Annotated in this window: 8 protein-coding genes; 6 read left to right on the plus strand and 2 right to left on the minus strand. The window is 65.1% G+C overall.

The genetic code is table 11. The features are described from left to right. Positions 1-180: 180 nt before the first annotated feature. Entirely contained in the window at positions 181-3,336 is a 3,156-nt protein-coding gene (locus L1787_RS04430; protein WP_235707326.1) for an efflux RND transporter permease subunit, read from the minus strand. Continuing rightward, positions 3,333-4,982: an efflux RND transporter periplasmic adaptor subunit gene (locus L1787_RS04435; RefSeq protein WP_235707327.1), complete on the minus strand. Its 1,650-nt coding sequence runs from the start codon at positions 4,980-4,982 to the stop codon at positions 3,333-3,335. Before L1787_RS04435 ends, L1787_RS04430 begins: the two co-directional genes overlap by 4 nt. A gap of 611 nt (positions 4,983-5,593) precedes the next feature. Here L1787_RS04435 and L1787_RS04440 point away from each other — a divergent pair. From L1787_RS04440 to proS, 6 genes are all read left to right on the plus strand, one after another. Beyond that, positions 5,594-7,402 (plus strand): extracellular solute-binding protein, encoded by a 1,809-nt coding sequence (locus L1787_RS04440; protein ID WP_235707328.1) that lies wholly within the window; start codon positions 5,594-5,596, stop codon positions 7,400-7,402. A gap of 61 nt (positions 7,403-7,463) precedes the next feature. Then, positions 7,464-7,778 (plus strand): heme-degrading protein HmuQ, encoded by a 315-nt coding sequence (hmuQ, locus tag L1787_RS04445; protein ID WP_235707329.1) that lies wholly within the window; start codon positions 7,464-7,466, stop codon positions 7,776-7,778. Between the two features lie 290 nt (positions 7,779-8,068). Beyond that, positions 8,069-9,379, plus strand: coding sequence for a calcium-binding protein (locus tag L1787_RS04450; protein ID WP_235707330.1), 1,311 nt, complete (start codon positions 8,069-8,071; stop codon positions 9,377-9,379). 93 nt (positions 9,380-9,472) lie between these two features. Further along, positions 9,473-11,518, plus strand: a complete 2,046-nt coding sequence (locus L1787_RS04455) for a TonB-dependent hemoglobin/transferrin/lactoferrin family receptor (protein ID WP_235707331.1) — start codon at positions 9,473-9,475, stop codon at positions 11,516-11,518. 12 nt (positions 11,519-11,530) lie between these two features. Beyond that, entirely contained in the window at positions 11,531-12,544 is a 1,014-nt protein-coding gene (locus L1787_RS04460; protein ID WP_235707332.1) for a calcium-binding protein, read from the plus strand. A gap of 190 nt (positions 12,545-12,734) precedes the next feature. Further along, on the plus strand, positions 12,735-13,730 hold a 996-nt coding region (gene proS / locus L1787_RS04465; protein WP_235707333.1), incomplete at its 3' end, for a proline--tRNA ligase.

Raw genomic sequence — 13,730 nt, forward strand, 5'->3', positions numbered from 1 at the left:
CCCTGCTTGGATGGGGCGATGCCGAAATGAAAGAGGCCGGTGCGGGGGCACCGGCCTCTTTTCGTCGTCGGCACAATTCGCGCGGCACGAAGCCGGCAAGCCTCAACTCGGTCGGAACGGAGCCGCAGAGGCCCCATTCAGCCCGCGCGGCGGCCAGCTCCCATTCGGGCGGCGCGGCCCCTACTCGGCCGGCGCGGGGGCCGGCGGGGCGGACTTGTTGTATTCCGGCGTCCGCTTGTTGCGGCTCACCGTGTCGCCCAGCCATTGGAACATCACATAAAGGCCCGGGATGAAGACGATGCCGACCACGGTCGCCGCCACCATGCCGCCAAGGACGGTGAGACCCAGCACGACCCGTGAGGCCGCGCCCGCCCCCGTCGCGATGACGAGAGGGACGACGCCGAGAATGAAGGCGAACGCCGTCATCAACACCGCGCGAAAACGCATATGGGCGGCCTGCTTGGCCGCTTCATAGCGGGTGTGCCCCTCCTCGCGCGCCTCTTTGGCAAATTCCACGATCAGGATCGCGTTCTTCGCCGCGAGGCCGACGAGGAGGACGAGGCCGATCTGCACATAGACGTTGTTGGTGATGCCGAAATAGGCACACGTCGCGATGGCGCCGAGGGCGGCGATCGTCACCGAGCCGAGCACGGCGAGCGGGTTCATCCAGCTCTCATATAGGCCGACCAGGAAGAGGTAGCCGAAGAGGATCGACAAAGAGAGAAGGATAACGAGCGCGTTCCCCTGTCCCTGCTCCTGATAGGACATGCCCGACCAGGAATAGTCGTAACCCTCCGGCAGGATCTTCTTGGAGGCCTCCACCATCGCGTTCATCGCCTGGCCGTTCGAGAAGCCGGCGGCGGCGTTGCCATTCACGCCCGCGGACATGAACTGGTTGTAGCGATAGGACAGATCCGGCCCCAGCACGAACTCGCTCGCCGTGAGGGTCGAGACCGGGACCATGTTTCCGTCGGTCGAGCGGACATAGATCCGGTTGAGATCCTGAAGGCTCTTCCGATACGGCGCGTCGGCCTGGACGTTCACCTGGAAGACGCGGCCGATATAGCTGAAATCGTTCACATATTGCGAGCCGAGCTCAGCCTGGAGCGCGCCATAAAGGTTCGAGATCGGAACGTTGAGGCTCTCCGCCTTCGCCCGGTCGAAGTTGAGATAGACCTGCGGCACGTCGGCCGAATAGCTTGAATAGGCACGGCCGACCGACGGGTCGGAATTGGCCTCAACCAAGAGCGCCTTCAGCGTCTGATCGAGGTCTTCAGGCGACTGGCCGCCGAGCGCCTGGAGACGATAGTCGAAACCGCCGGCCGAGCCGAGACCGGGGATCGCGGGCGGCGGGAAGGCGAAGATGTTCGCTTGCGGCATCGCCGCGAACTTTTGCGACAGCGCCCCGTAGATCGATTTGAGGCTGGTCTCCGGCGTCGTCCGTTCGCCCCACGGCTTCAGCACGATCACCGCAAGGCCCGAGCTCGATGCGGGCGCCCCGGTCAACAGGCTGTAACCCGACACCGTGATGACGTTCGCGACGCCCGGTACCTGGTGTGCGATGTCGTTCACCTGATCGACGACCGCCTGCGTGCGCGGCAGCGCGGCGGCGGACGGCAACGAGATGTCGACGAAGAGAACGCCCTGGTCCTCCTGCGGGATGAAGTCGGTGGGCATTTTGCCGAGGAGGATGCCGGACGCGGCGCCGGCCGCCACGATGGCGATGCCGGCGATCAGCGACCGCCGGGCGATGAAGCCCACCAGCGAGACGTAGCCGTTGCGGGTCTTGTCGAGCCCGCGATCGAAATAAGCGAGCGGCTTGATCTTCTTGGTGTTCGTCGACAGCACGAGCGAGCAGAGCGCCGGCGATAGCGTCAGCGCGTTGATCGACGACAGCAACACGGCGGCCGAGATCGTCACCGCGAACTGGCGGAAGAGTTCGCCGGTGATGCCGGGGAAGAAGGCGACCGGACCGAACAATGCGAAAAGGACGAGGGTGGTCGAGATGATCGGCCCCTGGACCTGGCGCATCGCTTCAAGCGTCGCCTCGCGTCGATCGAGCCCCTCCTCCATCAATCGCGTGACGTTCTCGACCACGACGATCGCGTCGTCGACGACGAGGCCGATGGCGAGCACGACCGCGAACAGACTGATGGTGTTCGCCGAAAAGCCGAACGCGAGCAGGAAGACGAAGACGCCGATCAGCGAGACGGGGATCGTCGCGGCCGGGATGATCGTCGCGCGCAGATTGCCGAGGAAGATGTAGGTCACGAGCATGACGATCACGGCAGTGATGGCGAGCGTCACTTTGATTTCTTCGATCGAAGCCGACACGAAGAGCGTGGAATCGTAGACGAGCTCGTATTCCATGCCCTGCGGGAAGCGGGTCGCGATCTTTTCGAGCTCGGCGCGGACGTCGTCCATCACGGCGAGCGCGTTGGCGCCCGGCGCCTGATAGATCGCGACACTCGCGGCGGGCTTGCCGTCGAGCTTGGAGTTCGAGGCGTAGCTTTGCGCGCCGAGTTCGACCCGCGCGACGTCCTTGAGGCGGACGATCGCGCCGTCGGCCCCGGTCTGGACGATGATGTTCTCGAAATCCTCCGGATTGTCGAGCTGGCCCTGACCGGTGATCGTGTATTGGGTCTGCTGGTCGTCGCCGATCGGGGGGCCGCCGATGGTGCCGAGCGAGGCCTGGATGTTCTGCGCCTGGATCGATTCGACGATGTCCTGGCTCGACAGGTTCAGCGATGCGAGGCGGATCGGGTCGAGCCACACGCGCATCGAATAATCGAGCGCGCCGAGAAGGGTCGCGTTGCCGACGCCGGTGACGCGCGCGATCGGGTCACGCACGTTGATGGTGGCGTAGTTCGAGATATAGATCGGATCGAACGTGTTGTCGGAGGAGAACACGTTGACGACGCCCAGCATGTTGGTCGACTGGGCCTGTGTCGTGACGCCGAGGGCCTGCACGGTCTGCGGCAATTGCGACATCGCCTGAGACACGCGGTTTTGCGTGTTCACCTGCGCGATATCGGGATCGGTGCCGAGATCGAAGGTCACGCTCAGCGTGTAGGTGCCGGCCGACGAGGCGGTGGAGGACATGTAGGTCATGTCCTCGACGCCGTTGACCTGCTCCTCGATCGGTCCGCCGACAGTCTGGGCGATCGTCTCCGAGTCGGCGCCGGGATAACTCGCCGTCACCTGGACGACGGGCGGCGTGATGTCGGGATATTGCGAGACCGGCAGGGCGTAGAGGGCGAGCATGCCCGCCACGGTCAGGACGAGCGATATGACGATCGCAAGCCGCGGCCTGTCGACGAAGACCTTCGAGATCATTGGCCGTTACCCGAGGCGTTGGCGCCGGACGTGCCGGCCCCTGCCGAGGCTCCGCCCGCTGGCGCGCTCGCCGTGTCCCGGGTCGGCGTCACCTCTTGGCCCGCCTGCACCTTTTGGAGCCCCTGCACGATGATCGTCTCGCCGGCGGTGAGGCCACTCGTCACCGGGAAGCCGTTTTCGGTCTGCTGCGCCGTCTCGATCCGGCGTTGCTCGGCCCGGTTCTGATCGTTCACGACGAAGACATAACGCCCGTTCCGGTCCTGCAGCACCGCCGAGGCCGGGACGACGGGAAGCCGCCTCTCGTTCGCTTCCGCAACGTTCACGTTGACGAACGAGCCCGGCAGCAGGACCGAATCGGGATTGGGGAAATCGGCGTAGACGACGAGCGTGCCGGTCGACGCGTCGATCTGGTTGCTCGCGAAGGCGATGCGGCCATCCTGGGTGTAGGTCTTGCCGTTCGGCAGGACGAGTTCCGGCTTGAAGAGGTCGTCGGCGCGCGCGTCGCTTCCTTCGGTCATCGCCGGGGGCGCCGTCGCGGCCGCGGACGCGGCGCTGTCGGCGGGTGCGGCCGCCGGGGCGTCCGCCGTGCTCGCGTCGCCCTGGTCCGCGGTCGCGTCGGTCGATGCGGCGGTCGCGGCGCTCGGCGTCGCGGCGGCATCGCCTTGGGGGGCGGTCGCATCGGTGGCGGGCGCGGCGCTGCCGTTCGTCGCGGCGTCGCTCGTGCCGTCGCCGGTGCTTTCCGTCGCGGCGGTGTCGGAAGCGGTGGTATCGGAGGCGGTGGCGTCATCCGCGGGGCTCGCGCTCGCCGCGCCGCTGCCGGCGGGCGTTGCGGCCGCGTTGTCGACATTGGCGGCATCGGCGCTCGTCGCCGTGGAACTCGTGGGGCGGCGCACGGGCCGCTCACCGGCGAGGCTCACATAGAGCGATTCCGGGATGGAGAAGGCGACGCGGATCGGGTCGAGCTGGTTGATGGTCGCGATCGTGCCCGACTGCGTGTTCACGAGGTTGCCGACGGTGATGTTCACCACGCCGATCTGTCCGGTGATCGGCGCGACGACATCCGTATAAGAAAGGTTGAGCTGGGCCGTCTGCACGGCGGCCTCGGCCTCCTGGACGGCGGCTTGGGCCTGTTGGACGTTGGCGGCCGCCACGTCGCGGGAGGCCTGGGCGTCGTCCTCGGTCGCCTGGCTCACGGTGCCGCGCGCGACGAGGGTCTTTTGCCGCTCGAGGACGACTTCGGCGTTCTTCAATTGCGCCTGTGCGCCGGAGACCTGGGCGTTCGCGGCGGCGAGCTGACCCTGGGCCTGCGCCAATGCCGCCTGATAAGGCGCCTTCTCGATCTCGATCAGCGTGTCGTTCGCCTCGACCATCGAGCCTTCGGCGAAGTGGAACTGTTCCAGAAAGCCTTCGACGCGCGCGACGAGATTGACGCTTTGAATTGCCTGGATGCGGCCCACGAACTGATCGCTCCGCCCGACATTCTGGTCTTGGACGGGGGCGACGACGACGGCGGGAGGCGGGGTGGCGGCGTTGGACTGCGCGAACGCACCGCCGCTCGCGACGAGACAGGACAAAACGATCGCCGGCCGGATGGATCCTCGAAACGGGCGGACCGTCCCGTTCAGCGTCGGCAACACTTGGCTCATTAATTTCCCCGTCGTGCAGGCGGTCGAACGACACGCCGCAAGGCGCACGTCGCAATGAATGGTCGAAGTCGAACGGGTCGCACAGTGCCTAGGCTCTGTTGCAAACACAAGAAAGCCACGGATGATTTAAAGTGAGTTTGATCGCGCTGTCCCCGCCCGTGTGCGCTTCGCGGCCCAGTCCCTCCCATGATGTCAATGTGGCGTGCCGAGGCGCGCGGACCGGCCTTTCGATGTCGCGAACGACCGACCCGCACAGGTTTTAATTCGGATCGATCACACCAAGCAACACGAAATTTGGGACTCGAATAATTCTAATCCAATTCTCTATTCTAATATTGATATAAAACGAATTACAATAACACCAAAATACTTCTTTCTTGACATCCTGATGAGCATCGAAGATCTGTCTCGCATCGCGGGATCGGGTTGCGATATCGGTTTCGATCCGCACGCGAACACTTCGCGATCCTTGGGCATTGTGGCGACGAGCCGCGGGCCCGGCGGTCGCCCTTTTGCCGTGGAGCAACGACCATGCTCACCATGAAAGACTTGCGCGCCGCCATCGCGACACCGCGATCGCTCGCATCAACCCTGCACGAAGGACCGTTCGCGTGAGCGTATTTCGACCGAGCCGGCGTGATGTGCTGACGCTCGCGGGCACCGCCGCCGCGTCCCTGTCGCTCGGCCGTGTCGCCCTCTCGGCCGAGGCGGTGACGGCGAATGCCGGCGCGCACGGCTATTCGCCGCTCGGCGCGCTGCATTATGGGCCGGATTTCGCCGCGTTCGACTATGTCGACCCCGCCGCCCCCAAAGGCGGCACGCTGCGCGAAGCCCGGCTCGGCGCATTCGATACGGTGAATACGCTGCGCTTTCCGGGCCGCCCGCCGGCGGAATTGCGCACGATCTATGACCGCCTCATCATCGCGAGCGATGACGAGGTCGCGAGCTATTACGGCCTCCTCGCAAGCACGATCGCGGTCGCGCCCGATTATAGCGAGATCGTCTTCTCGCTGCGCCCGGAGGCCCGTTGGCATGATGGCGAGGCGCTGACGGCGGACGATGTCGTCTTCACATTCGAGACGCTGAAGCGCGAGGGCGCGCCTTATTATCGCCAGGCGTTCGGCCCGTTGACGGTGGAGGCGGACGGCGCGCGCGTCGTCTTCAAGAACACGCGCCTCGGCGATCGGGACGTGCTGCGCCGGATCGCGACGATCCCAATTCATCCGCGTCATCTGTGGCAGGATGGAACACCGGATAGGCCGGTGGGGTCCGGCCCCTATCGCGTCGCAACGTTCGACGCGCCGCGTCGTCTGGTGCTCGAGCGTTTCGAAGACTATTGGGGCCGCGATCTCGCCCCCAATCGCGGGCGGTGGAATTTCGACCGTCTCGCCTACGACTATTATCGCGATGCGACCGTCGCCTTCGAGGCGTTCAAGGCCGGCAAAGCCGACGTGCGGATCGAGGACGACCCCAACCGCTGGCAAAACGGCTACGCGAGCGGCGCAGCGCAGACGGGAGGCATCCAAAAGGACGCGACGCAGACGCTCTCGGTGGGGTCGCTCCACGGGTTCGTCTACAATCTGCGCCGCCCCCTCCTCGCCGATCCGCGCGTGCGCCGCGCCCTGGCGCTGATCTACGATTTCGACACGGTGAATGCGCTCCTCTTCAAGGGCGCCTATGCCCCGTTCGACAGCGTCTTCGCCGCCACCCCGCTCGCGGCGGAAGGGAAAGCCGGTGCCGACGAGCTGGCGATTTTCGAGCGAGCCGGGGTCGAGCTTCCGGGCGCCGCGCGGCTAACGCCCGATCCCCTCGCCGACGACCCGGCGCCGGGCAGCCGCGAGGCGCTCGCCGTCGCCTCCGCCCTCCTCGACGAAGCCGGGCTCGGCGCTGAGGGCGGCGTGCGCCGCGATCCACGCACGGGCGAACCGGTGCGGCTCGAGGTGCTGACGGCCGGCCCCGGATACGACCGGCCGCTCAATTGGTTCGCCCGCAGCGCCGCCCGGCTCGGCCTCACCGTCGTCCCGGTCCAGACCGATCCGCAAAGCGCGATGCGCCGGATGCTCGACCGCGATTACGACCTTGCCGGGCTCGACTGGGAGCCGGCCCGCCTTCCTGGCACGGCCGAGCGCCTCCTCTGGCACAGCGCCCTTGCCGATCAGCCCGGCTCCTACGCCCTTGCCGGCCTCCAAAGTCCGGCCGTCGACGCGGCGATCGAGGCGCTGGAGACCGCGCACGACGACGCGTCGCTCGCCGCGGCCGGCCGCGCCTTCGACCGGGCGTTCCGCCACGCCGAGGCGATGCTGCCGCTGTGGCGGTCGAACGAGGTTTGGCTCGCCTGGTGGGACGCGTTCGACCGGCCCGCCGCGGAGCGCGCGGGCTTTCCGCCCTCGCCGGCCGATCGCTGGTGGTCAACGTCATAGATTTCGCCGCGGTGGCGCAATCTTACAGCAACAACATTACACGCAAGAGAGGATCTAGCACGTGTTCATCGCGATGAATCGCTTCCGCGTCAACAAAGGCTCGGAACAGGAATTTGAGAACGTCTGGCTAAACCGCGATTCGCAGCTCAAGAACGAAAAGGGCTTCGTGGAATTTCAACTACTGCGCGGCCCGGAGCAAGACGACGTGCGCCTTTATGTCTCGCACACCGTGTGGGCGAGCGAAGAGGACTTCATCGCGTGGACGAAAGGGCCGGCCTTCGCCGAGGCGCACCGAAATGCCCGCACGCGGAACAAGCTCTACAGTGGTGGCCCGCACTTTGAAGGATTCAACGTTCTTCAGACCGTCACGGTCTGAAATCGTGGGAGTCGCGGGCTCGGCCCGCGGCCCCCTCACCCACTTGGAATTCCTATAACTTAAAAAGACACCAAGCTTACCGCGAATCCAATTTAGAACAATTCATCATTCCATCAACGACATTGAATAGTTTTATTGTGGTGCACGCCCGCATCATCTTGTGATTCCGCAAAAACATCCTGATTTTTCATTTGCATCTGGGGAGGCCCGGCCATAACAGAGGCCGACATTCTAACCCCATGCGGTCCACTTTTCGCGGATCGGCAAATCGTTTCGGGAGTTGCGTCGACATGATCGTGATCAACGCCAAAGGTGTGCAGGGCGGCATCGACTATGTGAGCTATCTGGCAAATTATTATGCCGGGCTCGGTGTCGGTTCGTCCGTCTATCGCGGTGGCACACCGGACGCCGCCTTTGGTGGCGAGTATTATGTGAGCGGGCCGGAGGTTTCGTTCTCCTACGAGGACTCCGACAAAGTCGCGCTCCTGGAAGGCACGGAAATCGCGTACGATTTCATCCACCATGGTGCCCAGTATGGCCACGGCATCAGCGGCGAAATCGACAGCGTGACCTTCGCCGAGACCACCAGCGAGACGACCACGAATGACGGGACCGAGAACGGCCTTCTCGTGAACCTCAACACCGGGCTCGTCGTCTCCGGTCTCGACATCTCGGCCGAACCCGGCGCGGGCAACGATCCCGCCAATCCCGTCTACGCCCTCTACTCGGCCGTGCGTTATGGCGCCAATGGTGAGGACGGCGAAGACTATATCGCCCAGCTTTACGAGACCTTCGGCGCGAGCGCGCAGAAGTTCATCGGCTCGAATGGCGACGACATCTATGTCGGCACCGATTTCGACGACGTGGTCTTCGGCAATGCCGGCAATGACAGCCTCTCCGGCGGCGCCGGCAACGACACGATCCGCGGCGGCGGCGGAGCCGACACCATCGAAGGCGGCGACGGGGACGACCTCATCGGCGGCAATGGCGGCAGCGACCTCCTCATGGGCGGCAGCGGCAATGACAGCCTGTTCGGCCACGACGGTCATGACGAGCTGCATGGCGGCGCGGGCGACGACTATCTGAATGGCGGCGCCGGCAACGACCAGCTCTTCGGCGACGAAGGCGACGACATCGTGATCGGTGGTGCCGGCAACGATTCGCTGTTCGGCGGCGAGGGCAATGACAGCCTCTTCGGCAATGGCGGCGACGATCTGCTGAATGGCGGCGCGGGCGACGACATCATGCGCGGCGGCCTCGGCAACAACACCTTCATCGGTGGCGAGGGCTACGACATCATGATCGGCGGCGCGGGCAACGACACGTTCGTGTTCGAATCGGCCGACGACAGCCCCTTCGCGACCCCGGACCGCATCGTCGGCTTCAGCGAGGGCGACCTCATCGACCTCTCCGCCTTCGACATGGATTCGGACGGCTTCATCGGCGAAGACGCCTTCTCCGGCGAAGGCCCCGAAGTGCGCATCAACCACGTCCAGAACGGCACCGTGGTTCTCGCCGACACCAACGGCGACGGCACGGCGGACATGCGCGTCTTCGTGCAGGGCGCGGCCTCCCTCTCGGCCGACGACTTCCTCATCTGATCGGACCCGTTGTCCGGCTCAGCAAGACGAGGGGGAGGCGCGCCCCGCCTCCCCCTCTCCCCTGTTTCCATCTGAAAGCCGTCTGTGTCGTCGATGCGTCTGATCGTACCCCTCGCCTGCTGCCTTGCAGCACTGACCGTCACGCGCCCCGCATGGGCGCAGGATATGGGCTCGCTCGGCGATAGCATCGTGCTCGACGAGATCGTCGTCTCGGCGACGGTCGAGGCGAACGACGCCTCCGAGACCGACGCCTCCGAACTCGCTTATGGCTCGCTCGCCCCGGTGAGCGTGCGCACGCGCGAGGAATTGCAGGCGCGCGGGCAAGACGGCTCCGTCGCCGAAATCCTTCAATCCGTCCCCGGCGTCGTCGCGCCGACGATCGCGAGCGATCCCGGAACGTCCGTCAATATTCGCGGCCTTCAGGATTTCGGCCGCGTCAACGTCATGGTCGACGGCGCGCGTCAGAATTTCCAGCGCAGCGGCCACGGCGCCAACGGCTCCTTCTATTTCGACCAGGAAATGATGAAGAGCGTCGAGGTGGATCGCGGCCCCGGCACGACCGTCGGCGGCTCCGGCGCGATCGGCGGCGTCGTCAACTTCACCACCATCGACGCCGACGACATTCTGCGCGGCGAGGAGACCTTCGCCGCGCGCCTCAAGGCCGAGGGGCAGACCAACGGTCTCGGCGGGATGACCCATGGCGCGGCCGCCGCCCGCATCAACGAGGCCTTCGACATCCTCGCCGCCGGCACGTTCCGCAATTTCGACGACTATTATGACGGGGACGGCAACGAGGTGAAGAGCGCCCAGACCATGGGCTCCGGGCTCTTGAAGTTGCGCGCGCGCATCGTCCCCGATCATGAAACGACGCTGTCGGCGATGCGGATCTACAACGCCTACGATAACGGCATCTCGACCGTCCGCCGCACGCACAGCACCGACGACACCTTCACCGCGCAGCACCATTGGGACGCGGCCGACAACGCGCTGATCGACCTCAATGTGCGCGGCTACTACACGACGACGCGCCTCGAGCAGGAGGACCGCAGCGGCTCCACCATCGGCGCCAATCGCACCTTCGACGTCGACACCTACGGCACCGACGCGCTCAATGTCGCCCGCTTCGACGCGTTCGGCTTTTCCAACACGACGCGGATCGGCGGCGAGGTGTTCCACGACACGGTGAACACGCGCGACGACAACGAATTGTCGAACGATTCCACGCCGCCGGGCGAGCGGACCGTCTACGGCACCTTCATCGAGCACACGATGGAGCGGGGCTGGTTCGAGGTCGTCGGCGGCCTCCGCTTCGACGGCTATCACCTCACCGGCGAAGTTCGCGACACGAACACCGACATCGAAAAGAACGGCAGCCGCATTTCGCCGAGCATCAAGGTGGGCATCACGCCGATCGAGCCGGTGACGATCTATGCCGGCTACTCGGAAGGCTATCGCAGCCCCTCGCTCACCGAGACGCTGGTTCAGGGCTTTCACCCGCCGCCCGCGACGTTCCCCTTCCTGCCGAACCCGAACCTCAACCCGGAGACGGCGCACAATATCGAGGCCGGCATCAATGTGCGGTTCGACGACGTGTTCCGCAGCAATGACAGGCTGCGGCTGAAGGCCTCCGCCTTCCACAACCGTGTCGACGATTATATCGAGCTCGAATGCTCCCCCTTCCCGCTTCCGGGCGCGTGCACCTACGTCAATGTGGACGAGGCGACGATCGAGGGGATCGAGCTCGAGGGTCTTTATGACATGGGCCGGGTCTATGCCGGGCTCAACGCGACGCTCGTGCGCAGCAAGGACAATGCGGAAGGCGACACGCTGTCGTCCGTGCCGCCGAGCCGCGTCTCCGCCACGCTCGGCTTCCGCGCGTTCCACGATCGCCTCGATGCGGGCGGGCGCGTCACCTTCGTCGGCGAGAAGTCGGATGCGGAAGAGGCCGGCCTTACGGGCGATTCCTACGAGCTTGTCGACCTCTACGCGAATTGGCGGTTCGACGACAACACGTCGGCCAGCCTCACCCTCAACAACATCTTCGACGTCGATTACACGCAATACCTGAACCTTGAAGCGAGCCCCGGTTTCTCGGCCAAGCTCGCTTTGGTCAGGCGGTTCGGCGCAAACACTCAGTAAAGGGCCAATCGTATGGCAGTCAAAATCAGGCTTCACGCCGAAGGCAACCAGGGCGTCAACTACAACCAGTATCTCGACACCTTCCTCGATACGTTCACCTCGACGGGGTTCCCGTTCTTCGAGCAGAACGACGAGATGGTGCTCGTCAGCGAGCTCGACGGCCCGGACACCCAGGCGATCGTCCTCGAAGGTGCCAACTTCGCCTACGACATGGGCTCGCACACCGTGTCCGGCCGCCTCAGCAGCGTGACGCTCGGCCATCTCGGCGATTCTTATAACAACAATGGCAGCTTCGACCTCGACGGCCAGGGCCACATCACGAACTACACGCCCGTCGTGGAGTATCAGGGGCTGCGGGTCGCGAACGGCGCCAACACGCGTGGCGATTTCCACGAGATCGTCGCGGAGCTGATGTATCTCGGCGGCACCAACTCGCGCGGCGCCGAGACCTTTCTCGACGAGATCAACGGCTCCGGCCACATCCTGACCGGCACCTCCGGCAACGACACCTACAGGGGCACCGAGTTCCGTGACATCGTCCGTGGCGGCGGCGGTAATGATCGCCTCTTCGGCGAGGGCGGCAACGACAAGATCCTCGGCGGCGCCGGCCGCGACATCCTTTTCGGCGGCGACGGGAACGACATCCTGAATGGCGGCCCCGGCAACGACATCCTGAATGGCGGCATGGGCGCCGACCGTCTCGTCGGCGGTCCGGGCAATGACGTGTTCGTCTATCGCTCGGTCGAGGAGAGCAACAAGGCCGGCCGCGACGTGATCTTCGATTTCGCCAAGGGCGATAACCGCATCAACCTGCGCGCGATCGATGCCGACGAGACGACGAACGGCAACCAGCGCTTCGATTTCATCGGCGAGGACCGCTTCTCCGGCACGGCCGGCGAACTGCGTTCGGTCGAGCGCGGGGCGCACACGCTCGTGATGGCGGACACGAATGGCGACGGGCGTGCCGACTTCCTCCTCACGCTGAAGAATTATTCCGACCTCGACGCGGGCGACTTCTTCCTCTGAGGGATCCCATTCGGTCGAGAATGGAGGCGGCCGGATCACCGGCCGCCTTTTTTGTTGACCGCGCCGCCCCCGATACCCCCGGATTTCCCATCTTTTTCGCCGTGCCGGGCCGGCAGCGACATCGCTCCGATTGACCGCGGTCACACAGTGGGTCCAATACGCCCGGTCCCAGAAGTGAGCTCATCGTCCCATGCGTCTCTCCCGCGCCTTCATCCCCATCCTCAAAGAGACGCCCAAAGAGGCGGAAATCGTCTCGCATCGCCTGATGCTGCGGGCGGGCATGATCCGCCAGCAGGCGGCGGGCATCTATTCCTGGCTGCCGCTCGGCATGACCGTTCTGCAGAAGATCGCGCAGATCGTGCGTGAGGAGCAGAACCGCGCCGGCGCGCAGGAAATCCTGATGCCGACGATCCAGCCGTCCGATCTCTGGCGCGAGTCGGGCCGTTATGACGCCTATGGGCCGGAGATGCTGCGCATCATGGACCGGCATGAGCGCGAGATGCTGTACGGGCCGACGAACGAGGAGATGGTCACCGACATCTTCCGCTCGCACGTGCGGTCGTATCGGGCGCTGCCGATGAACCTTTACCACATCCAGTGGAAGTTCCGGGACGAGGTGCGCCCCCGCTTCGGCGTGATGCGCGGGCGTGAGTTCCTGATGAAGGACGCCTATTCGTTCGACCTCGACCAGGAGGCGGCGCGCAAGGCCTATCAGCGCATGTTCGTCGCCTATCTGCGCACGTTCGCGCGGCTCGGCCTCACGGCGATTCCGATGCGGGCCGATACGGGGCCGATCGGCGGCGATCTCAGCCACGAGTTCATCATTCTCGCCTCCACCGGGGAGAGCGAGGTGTTCTGTCATGCCGACATCCTGAACACCCCCGTCCCCGGCGCCGACACCGACTTCATGGGCGACCTGTCGCCGATTGTCGACGCGTGGACCGCACTCTATGCCGCGACCGACGAGATGCACGACGAAGCCGCCTTCAACGCGATCCCCGACGACAAGCAGATGACCGCGCGCGGCATCGAGGTCGGGCACATCTTCTATTTCGGCACCAAATATTCCGAGCCGATGGGCGCCAAGGTCGCCGGCCTCGACGGTGTGGAGCGGCCTGTTCATATGGGCTCTTACGGCATCGGCGTGTCGCGTCTCGTCGGCGCGGTGATCGAGGCGTGCCACGAC

The sequence above is a fragment of the Acuticoccus kalidii genome, assembly GCF_021556395.1.
Lineage (GTDB): Bacteria > Pseudomonadota > Alphaproteobacteria > Rhizobiales > Amorphaceae > Acuticoccus > Acuticoccus kalidii.

Excerpts from the sequence above, each read along its gene's own strand:
- L1787_RS04430 (WP_235707326.1), bottom strand. The coding sequence starts at position 3,336 with ATGATCTCGAAGGTCTTCGTCGACAGGCCGCGGCTTGCGATCGTCATA.
- L1787_RS04455 (WP_235707331.1), top strand. The coding sequence starts at position 9,473 with ATGCGTCTGATCGTACCCCTCGCCTGCTGCCTTGCAGCACTGACCGTC.
- L1787_RS04435 (WP_235707327.1), bottom strand. The coding sequence starts at position 4,982 with ATGAGCCAAGTGTTGCCGACGCTGAACGGGACGGTCCGCCCGTTTCGA.
- L1787_RS04460 (WP_235707332.1), top strand. The coding sequence starts at position 11,531 with ATGGCAGTCAAAATCAGGCTTCACGCCGAAGGCAACCAGGGCGTCAAC.
- L1787_RS04450 (WP_235707330.1), top strand. The coding sequence starts at position 8,069 with ATGATCGTGATCAACGCCAAAGGTGTGCAGGGCGGCATCGACTATGTG.